20 protein-coding genes and 2 pseudogenes are annotated in these 15,767 nt (G+C 69.9%); 10 read left to right on the top strand and 12 right to left on the bottom strand.

Translation table 11 applies throughout. The annotated features are described in order from the left end of the window. Positions 1–24: 24 nt before the first annotated feature. The 3 genes from xylA to NE857_RS32165 form a co-directional block, all read right to left on the bottom strand. On the bottom strand, positions 25–1,182 hold the full coding sequence (xylA, locus tag NE857_RS32175; protein WP_254419009.1) for a xylose isomerase: 1,158 nt from the start codon (positions 1,180–1,182) through the stop codon (positions 25–27). A gap of 158 nt (positions 1,183–1,340) precedes the next feature. Next, entirely contained in the window at positions 1,341–1,523 is a 183-nt protein-coding gene (locus NE857_RS32170) for a DUF397 domain-containing protein (RefSeq protein ID WP_254419008.1), read from the bottom strand. Between the two features lie 248 nt (positions 1,524–1,771). Beyond that, the gene (locus NE857_RS32165; protein WP_254419007.1) at positions 1,772–2,587 is read right to left on the bottom strand and encodes a GntR family transcriptional regulator; all 816 of its coding nucleotides are present in this window, start codon (positions 2,585–2,587) and stop codon (positions 1,772–1,774) included. A 290-nt stretch (positions 2,588–2,877) separates the two neighbouring features. Between NE857_RS32165 and NE857_RS32160 the strand changes: the two genes are divergently transcribed. From NE857_RS32160 to NE857_RS32145, 4 genes and pseudogenes are all read left to right on the top strand, one after another. Further along, the gene (locus NE857_RS32160) at positions 2,878–3,135 is read left to right on the top strand and encodes a hypothetical protein (RefSeq protein ID WP_254419006.1); all 258 of its coding nucleotides are present in this window, start codon (positions 2,878–2,880) and stop codon (positions 3,133–3,135) included. Continuing rightward, entirely contained in the window at positions 3,135–3,653 is a 519-nt protein-coding gene (locus tag NE857_RS32155; RefSeq protein WP_254419005.1) for a hypothetical protein, read from the top strand. The genes NE857_RS32160 and NE857_RS32155 overlap by 1 nt, the downstream gene beginning before the upstream one ends. 124 nt (positions 3,654–3,777) lie before the next feature. Further along, a pseudogene (locus tag NE857_RS32150) lies at positions 3,778–4,041 on the top strand (ATP-binding protein); the annotation flags it as partial. 40 nt (positions 4,042–4,081) lie between these two features. After that, entirely contained in the window at positions 4,082–4,468 is a 387-nt protein-coding gene (locus tag NE857_RS32145) for a hypothetical protein (protein ID WP_254419004.1), read from the top strand. A 181-nt stretch (positions 4,469–4,649) separates the two neighbouring features. On the opposite strand, the gene NE857_RS32140 is transcribed toward NE857_RS32145, so the two are convergent. Beyond that, positions 4,650–5,246 carry a Uma2 family endonuclease gene (locus NE857_RS32140; protein ID WP_254419003.1) on the bottom strand — a complete coding sequence of 199 codons (597 nt, stop codon included), beginning with the start codon at positions 5,244–5,246 and terminating at the stop codon, positions 4,650–4,652. Positions 5,247–5,587: 341 nt separating this feature from the next. Between NE857_RS32140 and NE857_RS32135 the strand changes: the two genes are divergently transcribed. Next, a complete protein-coding gene (locus NE857_RS32135) occupies positions 5,588–5,764 on the top strand; it encodes a hypothetical protein (protein WP_254419002.1) in 177 nt (58 codons plus the stop codon). A gap of 481 nt (positions 5,765–6,245) precedes the next feature. Then, positions 6,246–6,404: a hypothetical protein gene (locus tag NE857_RS32130; protein ID WP_254419001.1), complete on the top strand. Its 159-nt coding sequence runs from the start codon at positions 6,246–6,248 to the stop codon at positions 6,402–6,404. Between the two features lie 34 nt (positions 6,405–6,438). Here NE857_RS32130 and NE857_RS32125 read toward each other — a convergent pair. The 3 genes and pseudogenes from NE857_RS32125 to NE857_RS32115 all read right to left on the bottom strand — a co-directional run. Next, positions 6,439–6,678: pseudogene (locus NE857_RS32125) on the bottom strand (type II toxin-antitoxin system RelE family toxin); the annotation flags it as partial. A gap of 29 nt (positions 6,679–6,707) precedes the next feature. Then, the gene (locus NE857_RS32120; RefSeq protein ID WP_254418999.1) at positions 6,708–6,995 is read right to left on the bottom strand and encodes a type II toxin-antitoxin system Phd/YefM family antitoxin; all 288 of its coding nucleotides are present in this window, start codon (positions 6,993–6,995) and stop codon (positions 6,708–6,710) included. A gap of 292 nt (positions 6,996–7,287) precedes the next feature. Then, positions 7,288–8,532 carry an ROK family transcriptional regulator gene (locus NE857_RS32115; protein ID WP_254418998.1) on the bottom strand — a complete coding sequence of 415 codons (1,245 nt, stop codon included), beginning with the start codon at positions 8,530–8,532 and terminating at the stop codon, positions 7,288–7,290. Positions 8,533–8,626: 94 nt separating this feature from the next. On the opposite strand from NE857_RS32115, the gene NE857_RS32110 reads away from it, so the two are divergent. From NE857_RS32110 to thrS, 3 genes are all read left to right on the top strand, one after another. Further along, positions 8,627–9,205 carry a GNAT family N-acetyltransferase gene (locus NE857_RS32110; RefSeq protein WP_254418997.1) on the top strand — a complete coding sequence of 193 codons (579 nt, stop codon included), beginning with the start codon at positions 8,627–8,629 and terminating at the stop codon, positions 9,203–9,205. 38 nt (positions 9,206–9,243) lie between these two features. Continuing rightward, positions 9,244–9,714, top strand: a complete 471-nt coding sequence (locus NE857_RS32105) for an NUDIX hydrolase (RefSeq protein WP_254418996.1) — start codon at positions 9,244–9,246, stop codon at positions 9,712–9,714. Positions 9,715–9,915: 201 nt separating this feature from the next. Beyond that, complete coding sequence (thrS, locus tag NE857_RS32100) at positions 9,916–11,169, top strand: threonine--tRNA ligase (protein ID WP_254418995.1); 1,254 nt, start codon at positions 9,916–9,918, stop codon at positions 11,167–11,169. Between the two features lie 143 nt (positions 11,170–11,312). Here thrS and NE857_RS32095 read toward each other — a convergent pair whose 3' ends face one another. The 4 genes from NE857_RS32095 to NE857_RS32080 form a co-directional block, all read right to left on the bottom strand. Beyond that, positions 11,313–11,996, bottom strand: a complete 684-nt coding sequence (locus NE857_RS32095) for a transposase (protein ID WP_254418181.1) — start codon at positions 11,994–11,996, stop codon at positions 11,313–11,315. Beyond that, the gene (locus NE857_RS32090) at positions 11,954–12,376 is read right to left on the bottom strand and encodes an IS110 family transposase (RefSeq protein ID WP_254418180.1); all 423 of its coding nucleotides are present in this window, start codon (positions 12,374–12,376) and stop codon (positions 11,954–11,956) included. The genes NE857_RS32095 and NE857_RS32090 overlap by 43 nt, the downstream gene beginning before the upstream one ends. A 617-nt stretch (positions 12,377–12,993) precedes the next feature. Beyond that, complete coding sequence (locus NE857_RS32085; protein ID WP_026116659.1) at positions 12,994–13,254, bottom strand: DUF6504 family protein; 261 nt, start codon at positions 13,252–13,254, stop codon at positions 12,994–12,996. 87 nt (positions 13,255–13,341) lie between these two features. Further along, the gene (locus NE857_RS32080; RefSeq protein WP_254418994.1) at positions 13,342–13,755 is read right to left on the bottom strand and encodes a winged helix-turn-helix transcriptional regulator; all 414 of its coding nucleotides are present in this window, start codon (positions 13,753–13,755) and stop codon (positions 13,342–13,344) included. Between the two features lie 131 nt (positions 13,756–13,886). Between NE857_RS32080 and NE857_RS32075 the strand changes: the two genes are divergently transcribed. After that, positions 13,887–14,762, top strand: a complete 876-nt coding sequence (locus NE857_RS32075) for an oxidoreductase (RefSeq protein WP_254418993.1) — start codon at positions 13,887–13,889, stop codon at positions 14,760–14,762. Between the two features lie 20 nt (positions 14,763–14,782). On the opposite strand, the gene NE857_RS32070 is transcribed toward NE857_RS32075, so the two are convergent. Further along, positions 14,783–15,715, bottom strand: coding sequence for a M48 family metallopeptidase (locus NE857_RS32070; RefSeq protein WP_254418992.1), 933 nt, complete (start codon positions 15,713–15,715; stop codon positions 14,783–14,785). Between the last annotated feature and the right edge of the window lie 52 nt (positions 15,716–15,767).

Genomic DNA, 15,767 nt, shown 5'->3' with positions numbered 1-15,767 from the left:
GGGGAACCTTGGAGGGCTCCGTGGTCAGCGGGTTCCGAACAGGTGCTCCAGGGCGAGCTGGTCCAGCCGCTCGAAGTGGTAGCCGCGCTGGCCGACGGCCTCCAGGTCGAGATCCTCCTTGAGCAGGTCCGCGACGCTCTCACTCGGGGAGAGCGTTGGCTCGGCCAGCTCGTGGACCCGGGCGGCGGCCAGGGCGGCGGCCACCTCCGGGTCGGCGCGGAAGGCGGCGGCCTTCTCCTTGAGGATCAGGTAGTTGCGCATGCAGCCCGCCGCGGACTCCCAGACCCCGGACACGTCCTCGGTGCGGGGCGGCTTGAAGTCGAAGTGCCGGGGGCCCTCGTAACCGGAGCGCTCCAAAAGGTCGACCAGGAAGAAGGCCTCCTTGACGTCGCCCGCGCCGAAGCGCAGGTCCTGGTCGTACTTGACGCCGCGCTGCCCGTTCAGGTCGATGTGGAAGAGCTTGCCCGCCCACAGCGCCTGGGCGACGCCGTGCGCGAAGTTGAGCCCGGCCATCTGCTCGTGGCCGACCTCCGGGTTCACCCCGACCATCTCGGGGTGCTGGAGCTCGTTGATGAAGGCCAGCGCGTGGCCGACCGTGGGCAGGAGGACATCGCCGCGCGGCTCGTTGGGCTTGGGCTCGATCGCGAAGCGCAGGTCGTAGCCCTGCTCCCGGACGTAGGAGCACAGCAGGTCGAAGGCCTCGCGCAGCCGGTCCAGGGCGGCGTGGTCGTCCTTTCCGGCTTCGGTCTCGGCGCCGTCCTGGCCGCCCCAGCACACGTACGTCTTCGCGCCGAAGGAGACCGCGAGGTCGATGTTGCGGATGACCTTGCGCAGCGCGTAGCGGCGCACGTCCCGGCTGTTGGAGGTGAACCCGCCGTCGCGGAAGACGGGGTGGGTGAACAGGTTGGTGGTGACCATCGGGACGGACAGGCCGGTCTCGTCCAGGGCGCCCCGGAACCGCTGGAGGATCGCGTCCCGTTCGGTGGACGAGCTGTCGGGCGGGATGAGGTCGTCGTCGTGGAAGGTGATGCCGTGCGCGCCGAGGTCGGCGAGGCGGCGGACGGCGTCGACCGGGTCGAGCGGGGGGCGTACGGGGTCGCCGAAGGTGTTGACGCCCCTCCAGCCCACGGTCCACAGGCCGAAGGTGAAGCGGTCCTCGGGGGTGGGCCGGTAGTCGGTCATGCGCGCTCCTGAGGGTGATCGATCCGCGGAGGGTCCCGGACGCGATCAGTTTGTCTAGAGTCACAACTAATTGTCAACGGGCACCGCGCAGAAGGAGGGTTCCGAGTGGGTACGAGAAAGGCCCCGGTCGGCTGACCAGGGCCTTCCAGAGTGCTGGGTTAGCTGCGGACGGTGTCCAGGAGCGCCGTCCACTCGGAGGAGGGGAACGCCAGGTGCCCGAGGTTCCTGTTCCGGGTGTCGCGCACGGCTGCTCCGGTGGGTAGACCGGCGACTTCGACGCAGTCGCTCCGGTCGCTGTACGAGGACTTGCGGAAGACGAGGTCTTCGCTGGGGAGGTGCATGGCTGAGTCCTTCGCTGGAGGTAGGGGAGTTCGGTTGCTCATGCACAGCCCTGCCCAAGGCCGCGCCCCGCCCTCAGGGGAAAACGTCCCGAATCCCTGACCGCCTACGGCCAGGTAAGAGCACTTCCCGCACCGGGCCGCTCGGGGTAAGGTTCCGCTGGAATCAAACGTAGGAGCCCCGATCGCATGTGGTCGGGGCTCCTACGTTCGCCTTGGCGGGGAACTTTCGCCAGCCGCTCGTCGCGGAATCAGAATTGGTCGCTGCCGACGGCCTGGCCCACCGAGAAGGTGTGCCGGGACGCCGCACAGATGGTTTCGAGGGCGTGGATCGGGGTGTCCTCGGTGGAGTGGCTGACCCTGAGCACCTGGACGACCCATTCGCCGGGGATCTCCAGGAGGTCGGCTTCGTAGGGGGTCGCGGGACGCGCTGTCAGGGTTTCCACGGCGTGGTCGAAACGGTGCCCGAGATCCTCGATGGCGGCCTGCAATGTGGGAAGTACGAACCCTTCGCCGTCGAGTCGGGTGTTCTCGCCGACGTCCACGCGGAAGTATGAGGTCGAGATCCTGACCGGGACGCTGTTGGCCCAGAACATCTTGCGGCGGGCGATGACCGGATCTCCCGGTTCGACCCGCAATCCCTGTGCGACGTGCTCGTTCGCGGGCTCCTGGCCGACGAACAGCATCTTGCGGTCGGGCGTCAGGCCCTGTTGTGCGGCCTCGGTCAGGTAGAGCGACTTGGAACCTCGTGTGCTCGGAGGAGTCGGCAGCGCGCGCTGGACGAGCACTCGGGGCTGGGGTCCCAAAGGGCCGGTCGGGGCCTTGTGGCCGGGTTCCTCGCCGCCCGCCTTCTTCATCTGGGACACGCGCCCCGGGGACACGCCCAGGTGGCGAGCTATGTCCTCTTGGAGCATGCCGTCCTGTTGTGCCTCGATGATGGCTCCTCGGCGGATTCGCGAGAGCTCCACGCTCTGCCCCTGCAAGCTGGTCATGGCGGCGGAAGCCGCACGAGCTCTGTCCAGGGGGTCCGGCGTGGCCGCGATGTCGTGCAGTGTCCTTGCGTCCAAGGCGAATCCTCACTTCGATTACTCCACCAGAACTTTAGCCCCCCTATTGCGCTCGCCGAAAGAGGGGGGTACTGTCGTCGCACGCGAAGGTTTAGCCCCTATAAAGTCGATGCTTCGTCGTCGGCGTGCAGGTGGCGGAGCGGTTGGCGGTCACACATCCAGTGTGCCCGAGGCCGCCGGATCTGAGCGTGGCGCCGCATGGTCTGGCTTGGCGGTCACGGTCATGCGGTGCCCCCTGACGACCTGTCCCGCCGGACTTTCCATCCGGTGCCTGACACAGGAGTTCGCCCGTGCCGCGATACCTGAACCTGTCTGAGTTGGCGCATGTGCGCTGGTTGGCTTCCGAAGCGATGCGCCACCGTCGCCCCCGGCGGGCCGGACGTGTCCGGGCCTACGCCCCTGCTCCCCGACCCCTGATCCTGGGGCCGCCGCTGTGCTCGCCCCGCCAGCCTCGGATCCCGGCACCCCAGCGGCCGCTCGACACCGCGCCGCTGCTGATCCTGCAGTTGCTCCTGGCAGGGCTGCGCCGGTTGGGGGTGGGGTTGTGATGCGCGACATCTACACCAGGGACCTGCTCACCGTTATCGACGAGGCCCTGCGACCGCCCGCGTACCTGAGCGCCTGTGAGTTGGCCGACTGGCACTCCCACACTCTCCGCAACAGGCTCCCGCTGATCCGGGAAGCCCTGCGGATCGCTCACGAGGAAGCTGATGCCGAGCTGGCCACCGGCATCGTCGACCAGGCCATCGCTGAGCACCCCGACCCGCCCCGGGTGCCCCGGGCGGCCGGTGGCGACGGTGCCCGCCTACCGGTACTCCCGCAGGCGAACCCGACCGATGGCGGTGAGCTGCCCGTCCCCGAGCACGTCCTGTGCCCGCTGCTCTACAAGCAGTGGAACCTGACCATCGAGGGCCAGCCACCCCACGAGGTCTACGTGGCCCGACGCCCGATCGGCTGGACGGGCGAGAGCGACCCCTTCGAGCGCATCACCGCCCCCACCCGCCGCGAACTCCTGCGCCTGCTCGGCCACCGCCTCCTGGGGACCAGCAACCCGTCCGCGACCTGAAACCCGCGCACCTGCTGAGGCCCCTGATCCCTCAGCGCCCATGAAAAAGCTCTGGCGGGTGCGAGAAGACCCCCAGAGCAGGCCGACAACCACCCCCGATTTCGACTGAAAGCGAGTTGCCGACATGACCAGTCTGCCGCACAACCGCACCCTGTTCCACACCCCCACCGAACCCTTCGCCGGACGCCGCTGGTCCTGCCGCCTCTACCCCGGCGACCTCACCCAGACCCGCTGGGTGCGCGCGGACCTGGCCGCCGACCTGCAACGCCTGGCCGGACTCCCCACCGAGACGGTCGAGAACCTCGTGCTCTGCGCCAGCGAGATGTTCGCCAACGCCGTCGACCACAGCCGCTCTGGCCAAGACACCGAAGGGCGGGTCATCCGCACCCCGGGGCCACCGTTTCTCCCGCCCCGGTTCCAACCGCACCTTGGCCGCCCCGCCAGAACCCCGGGAGCACCGCGGCTCCGGCCCGTACTTCACCACGCCGGAGACCCATCAGGCCCGCCAGGAACGGCTGCTGCGGCAGATGCAGGGCAACCCCCGGGTGACCCACATGCTCCAGCACGGACCCCGTCCGCACTGGTTCGAAGTCGACCGCCAGCGCCAGGAACAGGAAGAACGCGAAGCCCAGCGACTCGATGAAGCCTTCGCCGCCCTGACCGACGGCCCCGCGACCCCGACCCGGGGCCGCCACCGGGCACCGCGCCGCTGGTGGGGCTGGCCCGCCGCGGCCATCAGCACCACGCTGCTCGTGGCCCAGACCACCGCCCAGGAGCTTGGCCAGGCCCTCTTCCAGACCGGGTTCCCGCTCTGACCACCAATACCCGCAAACCCCGCGCGCCCGCCAGCACCCCGGCCCCGGTGGATTCGGCGGGCGCGCGGCCCTACTCGCTCGTCCCGCACAGGAGGGCCAGCTCGGTGACTTCTACGTCACCGGCATCGCCTCAACAGGAAAGGCCGCCGACAGTGCGTCGGCGACCCTGATTCTGGTGGCTCTATCGCCCGTATCGCTTGAGCCCGTCGGTGTTCAGGCTGACCCCGACCCCGGGGATCTCGAGGGTGTGGCCGTAGCCGAGCTTGGCGATGTTGCGGTATCGGCCGCTCTCGGGCTCGCTGTGGACTGTCACGCTGTCATCGTCGCGGTCCACCAGCAGGTAGACACCGATGTCACAGGCGGCGTAGGCGTGCGCCTTCTCGACCCGGTCCCGGGCGTTGGTGTCGGAGTCCCACGAGGTGACCTCGACGACCGCCAGCACCCCGGTGGGGTCGGCCCACTCCGCCTGCCCGGCGAAGTGGTCCACCGGTGCGAGGATGCCGTCCGGGCGAGCCCGGCCCTTGCGGTAGGAGTCGACTTTCAGGCCCTGTCCGGTGACGTTCAGGTCCAGATCCGGCCGCTGGGTCATGAACTGGCGCATCAACCACATGAGAATCGCGTTGTGGTCGCTCTCAGGCACGGGTCGGGTCTCCATCTGACCGTTGAGGTACTCGAGAGTGACATCCTCACGGGCGGCAGCCTGGGCGATGACCTCGAACTGTTCGACACTCAGCTTCTCGACGGGAGGTCTCGGCGAGGGGTGCTCGATCACAGTCATGGTTTACGGCCCTTTCGGTCGGACTCCTGTGTCCAGGCTACAAGGGGAGCCCCTTGAGGAACGGGAAAGGCCGCCGACAGTACGTCGGCGGCCTTCCGTGCAGCCAAAGGGAACTGGTTCGGTCAGTAGCCGACCGGGATCTCCTCGAACTCACCGAACGGGCCCGCGCACAGAGTCAGCTCCTTGACGTCCACGGGCGGGGCCGAGAACACCAGAAAGACGAAGGGGTGCTTCGCCGAGGAAGGAGACCGATGTCGGAAGCGCCGCTAAAGGAGGGGCCCGGGGAAGAACAAGTACCCCGGGCCTCCCTCAGCACCGCAGGAAGGAGATAAGGGGATCAGGTGTACGCCAAGAAAATCCTGCTCGCCCACAACGTGGCCGTGGTCGCGGCTCTGATCGTGATCCTGGTCGGCAGTCTGACCACCGGCATTATCTGGTGGCTCTGGGCCATCTGGGGCGGCTTGGCCGTGGGGGTGGCCACCGTGCACATCCTGGCCCGCCGCGCCGACCTCATGTAGGCCCGGCCGAACAAGATCGCCCCGCACTGCCGCCTTGAGCTCTGTCGGTGGTCGCAACACCCTGCCCCCGGGAGCGCCGCGACTGCGTGTAGAGCGCGCTAGCAGAGTGCGGGGGATGTGGCTGATGTGTGGGATGCGGCACCTGGGGCCATGGCCACGAACCTTCAGGACCATGGTCACCGTTGCGCCCCGCGGGTCTATCCGGGCAACCCTGTGGGCTGCTGTGATGGGCGTTGTGGCTACCCCGGGCCGGGAGGGGGCCGACGGTGGCCACACGGTCCGTTCGGAGGCCCATCCTGCGGACCGTGGGGTCGGTGCCGCCCGCCACGTTCGGGGGGAGTGGCGCCGACCCTTTTACTATGCGGCCACGAGTTCACCGAGGGGCTGACAGACGGGGGTTCGCGAGGGTACGGCGGCCAGTACGCGCGGACCGGCCCATCCCCGCGTGCGCGGGGCTCACCCACGCCGGATCCCGTCCTGCATGTCCACCTACTTCGGGGGCTTCGGGTCCCGCGCCTCGTGTATCCGCGCCAACGGCGAACGCCCCACCGCGAGCTTCGCCAGCGGCTGCGCGCTGTCCGCCCTCAACGCCGCCAACTCAGAGGTGGGGTGTTGCGACGACCGCTGGAACTCAACCTGAAGAAGTGGGTGCGGGGCCTTTCGCCGTTACGGGATCACAGGTCCCGGTAGACCTCGCTGCGGTGCGCCACGCTCAGCACGAGCACCAACAGCTCCCCGTCACGGATCGTGTACACGAGCCGGTAGTCGCCTACTCTGACCCGCCACAGGTCCACGGCGCCCTTGACGCGTACACACCCGGGTGGGCGCGGGCCCTTGGCCAGGGCACGGGCCTTGTCCACCACCCGCCGTTGCACTGGTTTGTCGAGCCTTTCCACCTGCTTGGCAGCCGGGGCGTCGAAACGGACCGCTTAGGCCTGGTCGGTCACAGGTTCAGCTTCCGCTCCAGGTCTTCGAGGGAGATGGTCTGGCTGCGGCCGGCCTCGATGTCGGCCAAACGCTCAGCGGCGATCCGGGCGTCCCGCTCGTCCAGCAGTTCCTCGTAGTGCTCGACCAGGTTGGCCGGGACGATCGCGGCGGCCCGCTGGTGGTTGCGGCCGCGGGTGACGAAGGTGACCTCGCCGCCGTAGATCGCGCGGTTGACGCGTTCGGAGAAGTGGTCACGGGCCTCGGTCACGGAGAGCTCGTGCGGGTCGCTGGTGTGGGCGCTCATGTTCTCCATCATGCCCCAGACAGACGCCTGTGTGGCGTGATTGGCGTGATTCTTTGCGTTGGGCGACAGACGTTTGCCAGCGCGGTATCAGCCCGTGGCTCCGGGGTCGTAGCGGATGCGGACTCCACGGCTGTCGGCCTCGGGCCTGCGGGGCTGGAGGGGAGAGGGGCGTCGCGGCCCGAATCCCCTCAGACCCCGGCTGGCGATATCGCCGTGGTCCGGCACGAACGCGACGAACTCAGGCCGCTGGTGCTGGCTGACCGGGAACGATTCCGTATGGCCCGGCTGCCCTCTACGGCAGCGGCGGGGGCAACGGCAGGTCTCCCGCGTCCAGGCCGTGGATCATCACGGCGGCGCCGCCCCGGGAGGCCGCGCTCATCCCCAGGTCTGACGGCTGCACCCGGCAGCCGCCCGCCTCCTCGGCGAAGGAGTGGGCACGGGCGGCCTCGCGGCACCGGGGGAGCAGCCACGGGGCCATCGGCACGAAGTAGCCGCCCAGCACCACGGCGCCCGGGTTGACCACGTTGACCAGGGTCGCCACCCCGCGACCCAGCCAGGTTCCGGCCCGCTCCAGTGCCGCCACGGCCGTGCTCTCACCCGCCGAAGCCCGATCCACCGCTACCTCGACCAGGTCGGCGACCTCCCGCCCGTGCAACGGCCGGTCCGCGGTCAGGTCCGGCAGGGCCGCACGCAGGATCGCGCCGATCCCGGCCACCGCCTCCAGACATCCCCGGCGCCCGCACGAGCACTCCGGGCCCTCCGGGGCCAGCTCCAGGTGCCCGATCTCCCCGGCGAACCCGCCCGCGCCGCGCAGCAGCTCACCGCCGGTCAGCACCCCCGCGCCGATCCCCACCTCACCGGTCACGTACACCAGGTCGGGCAGCCCGGCCAGCGGCCCGAACCGGTACTCGGCCATGGCACCCAGGTTGGCGTCGTTGTCGACCAGGACCGTCGCTTCGGACAGCGCCGAGTCGGCCAGGCGGGAACGCAGCAGTTCCCGGAGCGGGACGTCCCGCCAGCCCAGGTTGGGAGCACGTTTCACCGTGCCGGAGGGGGCGTCGATCAGCCCGGGGACAGCCACGCTTACCCCCAATACCGAGCGTTCGCGCAGTTCGGGGCCCTCGGTGACCTCCCGCAGGATGTCCGCGATCCGGTGCGCGCAGTCCAGGGCCCCGGCCGACCGGGCGTCCAACGGCACGTGTCGTCGCACCAGCTCCCGGTGCAGCAGGTCCACCGCCACCACCGACAGGTAGTCGACGTTGACCTCCAGACCGATCGCGGCCACCGACCGGTCGTCCAGGGCCAACAGGACCCCTGGGCGGCCCACCCGGCGCTGCGAGGTCTCGCCGGTCTCCCGGACCAGACCGCGCGCCGTGAGGTCGGTGACCAGGCTGGAGACGGTGGTCTTGTTCAGCCCGGTGGCCGCGGCGACGGCGGCGCGCGAGCACGGGGCGAGTTCGCGCACGGTGCGTAGGACGGCGCGCAGGTTGGTCTCCCGGACGGTCTGGAAACTCACCGTGCCCGTACCGGTCGCCACCCGTGCCCCCCGTCACCCGCCGCTTGCCTGACGCCTGCGGCCTGCCGCCGAAAACCCGTTGCCCGCGTGTGGGGGCGCTGGTTGGATCCCCATCATGGTGCCTTCGGACGTCTTCCGCGACCAGCCCGTCCTCGTCGGGGAGCGGGTGCGGCTCGAACCGCTCGGCCCCGCCAACGGGAAGGAACTCATCCCCGCCTTGGTGGACATGGACCCGCAGGTACGCAGGCTCACCGGCACCCACCAGGAGTTCACCGCCGAACAGCTGATCCGGGTGTTCACCGCGTGGGAGCAGCGCGACGACCGGGCCGACTGGCTGATCCGCGCCGGGGACGGCACCGCCGTCGGGGACTGCGCGCTCATCGATCTGGACCCGGACAACGCCGAGGCGCACTACCGGATCGGGCTCAACTCCATGGCGCAGACCGGGAAGGGCTACGGCACCGAGGCCACTGACCTGGTCCTGGAGTACGCCTTCGAGACCGCCGGACTGCACCGGGTGGCCCTGGAGGTGTTCGACTTCAACACCGGCGCCCAGCGGTCCTACCCCAGGTCCGGTTTCGTCCGCGAGGGCGTGTGGCGTGAACACCTGCGCTGGGACGGCCAGTGGCACGACGCGGTCCTGATGTCGATCCTCGACCACGAGTACGCCGAACTCCGTGCACGGCGCGGCTGATCAGCGCCCCCGCCCGGTCCGGCGCTAATGTCGGTGCCATGCCCGTCCCCGAGTTCCTCATGAAGCTGCGCAAGCACGTCGGCCACGACCTCCTCCCACTGGTGGGGGTGACCGCCGTGGTGCTCGACGACGAAGGCCGGGTGCTGCTGCACCAGCGTTCCGACGACGGCCGCTGGGCCACCCCCGGCGGTATCCTCGAACCGGGGGAGCAGCCCGCCCAGGCGGTGGTCCGCGAGGTGCGCGAGGAGACCGGGGTGGAGATCGAGGTGGAGCGCCTGGCCACCGTCATCGCCCAGGAACCGCACACCTACCCCAACGGCGACCAGGCGCAGTTCCTCGACCTGGCCTTCCGCTGCCGCCCGGTCGGCGGTCGGATCCGGATCGACGACGACGAGAGCCTGGACGTGGCCTGGTTCGCCCCGGACGAGCTGCCCCGGATGGCCGAGCGCATCCTCGAACGCATCCGCTGGGCCCGCGAACCCGAGGGCGTGCCCTACTTCGAGCGTTGACCCGGCCGGGGCAAAAACCTGGCCCCGCGGTCTTCCCGTTGCTACCGTGACGGTCATGCAGCGCGCCGCAGTCGCAGTCACGACGACGCCGGAGAATCCCCCGGCGCGCTGAACCGTGTTTTCGACCAGGCCCCGGGGCGAGTGCCCCGGGGCCTTCGTCTTGCGGTCATTCGCCCTTCGCCGCACCCGTGGAGGAACGAGATGACCGCGAAGACCGCGAAGAAGGCCCGACACGACCACCGAGCGCTCGGCCGCGAGCTGGAGCTGTTCGGCACCGACCCGCTGATCGGCTCCGGCCTGCCCTACTGGCTGCCAGCTGGGGCCTCCGTACGGCACGCCCTCGAGGAGTACGTCCGCGCCGTCGAGCGCCGCGCGGGCTACCAGCACGTGTACTCGCCGGTGCTCGGCAAGCGGGAGCTGTACGAGCTCTCGGGGCACTGGTCCCACTACCGGGACGACATGTACCCGCCGATGGACCTGGGCGGCGGGGACGAGGGGGAAGAGCTGGTCCTGCGGCCGAGCCTGTGCCCGCACCACGCGCTGATCTTCCGCTCCCGCGCGCACAGCCACCGCGAACTCCCGCTGCGCATGGCCGAGCTGGGCGGCATGTACCGCTCCGAACGGTCCGGTGTCCTGGGCGGGTTGGGACGGGTCCGGGCGATCCAGCTCAACGACGCCCACGTCTTCTGCACCCCCGACCAGGTCGTCGACGAGGCGGGCGCTGCCCTGGACCTGATCCGGCGGGCGCACACCGCGATGGGCGTCGCCGCGACCCGGTACCGGCTGTCCCTGCCCGGCCCCGGCGGCAAGTACGTGGACGCCCCGCAGGCCTGGCGGCGCGCCACCGCACTGCTTACCGAGGTTCTGGACCGCTTCGGGCTGCCCTACGAGCGGGCCGAGGACGAGGCGGCCTTCTACGGACCCAAGATCGACGTGCAGTTCACCGACGCGGCCGGGCGGGAGTTCACCCTCTCCACCGTCCAGGTGGACTTCCACCAGCCCGAGCGGTTCGACCTCACCTACGTGGGGGCCGACGGCGCCAAACACCGGCCGGTGATGGTGCACCGGAGCGTGATCGGCAGCGTGGAACGGGCCATGGCCCACCTGATCGAGGTACACGGCGGCGCCTTCCCCGCCTGGTTGGCGCCCGTGCAGGTCGCGGTGCTCCCGGTCTCCGCCGATCAGTTCACCGACGCGGCGGAGCTGGTGGAGCGGTGCGAGGAACTGGGGTTGCGCGCCGAGCTGAGCGACCCGGGCCGGGGCAGCCTCGGGGCCCGGATCCGGTCCGCGCGCCTGGTGCCCTACCAGGTGGTCATCGGGGCGAAGGAGGCCGTCGAGGAGGCGGTGGCCGTGCGCCTGCGGGGCGGCCGCCGCCTGGACCCGATGCCCGTGCGCTCCTTCGCGGAACGGGTTCGGGAAATGGTGCGCGCGCACTCCACCGAGCTCTGGTCCTGACGACCGGCCCCGACACGAGAAGTGCCCGCCGGGTCCCTGCCCGCCGGGTCCCTGCCCGGCGGGCACCCTGGGCGGTTCGGCCCCGTCTCCTCCGTGCCCCCTTTCTCCGTTCCGTGCCCCCCTTTCTCCGTGACGCTTCTATGTCAAGTGGCGGGCTGAAGAGAGACCTCAGCCCGCCCTCTCACCACTTGATCAGCGACCATCGCCCGATACACCACATCCGCCAAATGCCGCTTCAAAGCCCGATACGCACCCTTGGTGCCCTTGGCCTCCTCCCGGGAACGCACGAACTCCCGAGCCGGCTCACCCAACCGGACCTGAACCACCCCGATCGAGTGCAACGCCCGGTTCACCTGCCGGTTCCCACCCCGGTGCAACCGATGCCGATCCCGCCCCGAGGAAAACACCGGAATCGGCGCGCTCCCCGCCCACCGCGCCATCTTCGCCGAGGTCGCAAACCGCGACACATCCCCCACCTGCGAGAGCAACACCGCAGCCCAGACCACACCCACACCACGAATCCCCAACAAGTTCGGCGCCAACGGCTCCACCAGCTCCTTGAGACGCCGCTCCACCTCAACAACACGCACGAACAGGGTGTGGATCTCCTCCAGCTGCTCCAGCAGCACCCACCGCGCCACCTCGTCCAGCTCGGCCCCCTCCACCAGAGCACGCACCCGACCCACCTTGGCCCGGGTTTTCAACGCCCCCTTGCCCAGGCGGTGGTCCAACTCGATGTGCACCGCCGCCAGCACCCGGTTGGTCAGGGCCACACGCTGATCGGTCAGATTCTGGCGCAGGCCCACCAGCGCACGCACCTGCCGCACCTGCGGGTCGATCCGGTGGCGGGCCAGGTCAGGGTGGCCAGGGCCGCACGCGCGATGGCCACCGCGTCGATCACGTCGGACTTGGCGCCCACCGGCCCGCTCAGCTTGCGGTGGGCGGCCATGGCGCGCGGCGGCACCCACACCACTTCCTGGCCCGCTCCCAGCAGGGCGTCAGCGATGGCCCGGCCCAGCCCGGGGCCGCCCTCGATGGCCCACAGCACCGGGCCGTTTCCGGCCAGGGCGCGGATCCAGGTCAAGAGCTGGCCCAGGGCCTCGGGGCCCGTCTGGACCTTCTTGGCCCTGCCCAGGCGGGTGCCGTCCTGGGCCAGCGCGACGGCTTGGTGCATGTCCTTGTGCGGGTCGATACCCACTGTCACCATGGTGGTGTCCTGCTTCCTCTTGGTCAGGAACGGGACGACTACCAGGGCCCTGGCCCGGGGGACAGATCTACTGTGAGTTATCGGCTGCACAGGCTTCTATAAGGTCACTCCCGCGGCCAGGGCCTTGGCCTGCGAGCGCTGGTGGACAGGTCACGACAAGGTCCACGTGGGACAGATCTTGCTTGAGTCACCCCAGCCCCGCTGTCGGGCGGCTCCCGTCGAAACCCTCCCGACACCCACCATGGTGGACCAGTAGATCTTGCTACCAGAAGCGAAATCGGCGCCGATTTCGCTTCTGGTAGCAAGATCACGGGGGATGTGGGTGGCGGCCCCGTCGCTCCCGTGAGGCGAACCGGTGGCGGAGCGCCAAGAGCGCTTGGATCCACTGGAGCCACTGGAGCCACTGGAGCCCCGGAGCGCTGAATCGTGTGATCAATGAGGTGTTGCGACGACCAGTTGAATCCGCCCCTCACTGGGAAGGAGTGGCCGCGACACGACCGGCCGCCCCGTGCGGGTGGGGGGAAGGGGCCGTCCACCGACGGTGCCCGTGAGGCAGGCCGACGGCGGAGTGCCCGGCGTGCGAGGAATGGGGCCTGGCTAACTCAGAGCACGTCGAGCTAGCTCCACTGGCGCCGCATGGTCCAGCGGTCCGAGGCGGTGTCGCGTGAGATGTCGATGATGCTGGGCTGACCTGACTCGGACTCCGCCGAGACGCGGAGCAGGTGGATCTGTGTGGCCGGGACGCCCGGAGCCTCGGGGCGTGCGGGCCAGTCACCGATGACCCTGCGGACCCGGAAGGTATGGCCGCGCCAGGTGAACTGGGCGGGGTTTCCACGGTCGGTGGAACGGACCTCGATCTGTTCGTTCAGAAGACTCACCCCTACAGCTTATCGAACACACATTCGAAACAGTCAAGTTTTCCAGGAGTGGCGCGGGTCGCGATCCGCGATCCCTGACTTCCCGAACTATCCGGTCCGGGCGTCGTGGTCCGAGCGGTTGGCCAGTACCTCGTCCATGTGTTCTTCGGCCCAGCCTTTCAGGCCGCCCATCAACTGGTGCAGCGACAGGCCGAGCCCGGTGAGTTCGTAGGAGACCGTGACGGGCACGGTGGCGGTCGCGGTACGGGTGAGGAGTCCGTCCCGTTCCAGTGACCGAAGCGTCTGGGTGAGCATCTTCTGGCTGACGCCCGCGAGGGTCCGGGACAGCTCGGAGAAGCGCATGGCCCGGGGCTCCCCCTCCCCGCCGAGCGCGCACAGCACCAGGGCGACCCACTTGTCGGAGATCCGGTCCAGCAGCTTCCGGCTCGGGCACACGTCCAGGAAGGCGTCGTACTCGATCTTGGCCTGGGCCCTCTTCTGGGCCGCCGACATCGTCCCCATGCTCAGCTCCACTCACCCCGAGGTGGCCAGTGCACTTCGAAGTGCCTACTTCCTGAAAGGAAGCTACCCCACCAGTATGAAGGAAGGAACCGAGAGGAACCACCGATCGGACCGAACGGAAGGCCCCAGGTATGAGCACCCCCTCCCCTGCGCTTCCCGGCGGCGCCTGGCCGCTGGGCGATCTGACCGTCACCCGCTTCGGCTACGGCGCGATGCGGCTCTCCGGCCCGGGAGTGACGGGGCCGCCCGCCGACCGCGACGGTGCCGTCGCCGTCCTGCGCGAGGCCGTCGATCTCGGGATCACCCACATCGACACCAGCGACGCCTACGGGCCGCGCGTCACCAACCAGCTGATCCGCGAGGCCCTGCACCCCTACCCGGAATCACTGCACGTGGTGACCAAGGTCGGCGCCCAGCGGGACGAACAGGGCGGGTGGCCGGTCGCACGGCGGCCGGAACAGCTGCGTCGTCAGGTCGAGGAGAACCTCGCCTCCCTCGGGCTCGACACCCTGGACCTGGTCTACCTCCGCCTCGGTGACGCGGAGGGGCCCAAGCCGGACCCGATCGCCGAGGCGTTCGAGGCGCTGGTCGACCTCCGGGACCGGGGCCTCATCCGCCACCTCGGTCTGAGCAACGCCACCGCTGACCAGGTCGCCGAGGCGCAGGGCATCGCGCCGATCGTGAGCGTGCAGAACATGTACAACCTCGCCCACCGCCACGACGACGCCCTGATCGACCGGCTCGCCGCGGAGCAGGTCGCCTACGTGCCCTTCTTCCCGCTCGGCGGCTTCAGCCCCCTGCGGTCATCCGAGCTCTCCGCCGTCGCTGACCGTCTGGAGACCACTCCCGTCTCTGTCGCCCTCGCCTGGCTGCTGCACCGGTCCCCGAACATCCTGCTGATCCCCGGGACCTCGACGGTCGCACACCTGCGCGAGAACACCGTCGGAGCCGGACTCGCGCTGTCCGGCGGGGACCTCGACGAACTGGAGAAGACCGAGCGGCAATGATCCGGGCCGGGTCCGGGAGACTAGAGGAAGACCCGGCCACGACGGGTGCGGTCGCGCAGGGCGGCCATCCTCCGGGTGTTGCTCGGACGCCGCGAGAGCAGGTGGTACAGGAGCAGGGAGCACCCCCGGTCGGTGCTCGCCCGGGCGGCCATCTCGCCCATGTTCACCCGCGTGTACAGGTTTGGCCCGCCGGCGAACAGCCGGACCGCGTGGGTCCCCTCGGGCAGGTGCGCGTGGGCGTGGTTGTCGGCGGTGTACTCGGCGGCGCGGGAGAGCGCCGCGCCCAGCCCCGGGAGCAGTTCGGCGCCGAGGGTGGCCACCCGGCGCCAGTAGCCGGTGTGCCCGGCGGCGACATGGCCGATCTGGTGGGCGATGAGGAAGGCCAGGGCGTCCGGGTCGCGCAGCCGGCCGCCGCCGTCGAACAGCGCGTCGGGCAGCACCAGGTAGCGCCGCAACCCGTGCGCGGCCGCGTCGGCGCGCGCTGAGACCGGACCCAGTCGCACGTATGCCTCCGGGGCCCGGGCCAGGCCCATGTCCGCCGAGAGCGACACCACCATCCGGTAGGCCTCGGGGAACTGGGTGGGGGAGATCCGGACCGACTCCGCACGCTCGCGGGCGTACCGCAGTCCGCGCACCGACCAGCAGGTAAGAGGTGCTGTGAACAGTGCCAGAGCGGTCCACGGCACCGACCCCGAGACCGACCACACGAACCTCAGCGCCACCGCGAGCAACCCCACTGACACCGCCACGCACAGCGCGAGCAACGGTTTCTCCCAGGGATGCGCGGCCGCTGGGACGACCTCCTCGTCGGTGTCCGTCGAGCACAGTTCACGCGCGTGCCCGTGCAGTGAGGGCTGCGGCGCGGACCACCGCGCGGGCGCCGAGTCGCAGCCGGAAACTCCGTAGACCGCGCAGGCCGGGAAGTACTCCCCTTGCGGCGTCACGTGTGGCATGCTGCTCCCCTCAGGCCGCCCGCGGCTCGGGATGACTACTCCCTGTGCCTAA

Source organism: Nocardiopsis exhalans (assembly GCF_024134545.1).
GTDB classification, from domain to species: domain Bacteria; phylum Actinomycetota; class Actinomycetes; order Streptosporangiales; family Streptosporangiaceae; genus Nocardiopsis; species Nocardiopsis exhalans.
The sequence above is the reverse complement of the archived record's forward strand: the minus strand, read 5'-3'. Positions and strand labels throughout refer to the sequence as shown.

Excerpts from the sequence above, each read along its gene's own strand:
- xylA (WP_254419009.1), bottom strand. The coding sequence starts at position 1,182 with ATGACCGACTACCGGCCCACCCCCGAGGACCGCTTCACCTTCGGCCTG.
- NE857_RS32170 (WP_254419008.1), bottom strand. The coding sequence starts at position 1,523 with ATGCACCTCCCCAGCGAAGACCTCGTCTTCCGCAAGTCCTCGTACAGC.
- NE857_RS32155 (WP_254419005.1), top strand. The coding sequence starts at position 3,135 with ATGCGCGACATCTACACCAGGGACCTGCTCACCGTTATCGACGAGGCC.
- NE857_RS32140 (WP_254419003.1), bottom strand. The coding sequence starts at position 5,246 with ATGACTGTGATCGAGCACCCCTCGCCGAGACCTCCCGTCGAGAAGCTG.
- NE857_RS32130 (WP_254419001.1), top strand. The coding sequence starts at position 6,246 with ATGTCCACCTACTTCGGGGGCTTCGGGTCCCGCGCCTCGTGTATCCGC.
- NE857_RS32120 (WP_254418999.1), bottom strand. The coding sequence starts at position 6,995 with ATGAGCGCCCACACCAGCGACCCGCACGAGCTCTCCGTGACCGAGGCC.
- NE857_RS32110 (WP_254418997.1), top strand. The coding sequence starts at position 8,627 with ATGGTGCCTTCGGACGTCTTCCGCGACCAGCCCGTCCTCGTCGGGGAG.
- NE857_RS32105 (WP_254418996.1), top strand. The coding sequence starts at position 9,244 with ATGCCCGTCCCCGAGTTCCTCATGAAGCTGCGCAAGCACGTCGGCCAC.
- thrS (WP_254418995.1), top strand. The coding sequence starts at position 9,916 with ATGACCGCGAAGACCGCGAAGAAGGCCCGACACGACCACCGAGCGCTC.
- NE857_RS32090 (WP_254418180.1), bottom strand. The coding sequence starts at position 12,376 with ATGGTGACAGTGGGTATCGACCCGCACAAGGACATGCACCAAGCCGTC.
- NE857_RS32080 (WP_254418994.1), bottom strand. The coding sequence starts at position 13,755 with ATGGGGACGATGTCGGCGGCCCAGAAGAGGGCCCAGGCCAAGATCGAG.
- NE857_RS32075 (WP_254418993.1), top strand. The coding sequence starts at position 13,887 with ATGAGCACCCCCTCCCCTGCGCTTCCCGGCGGCGCCTGGCCGCTGGGC.
- NE857_RS32070 (WP_254418992.1), bottom strand. The coding sequence starts at position 15,715 with ATGCCACACGTGACGCCGCAAGGGGAGTACTTCCCGGCCTGCGCGGTC.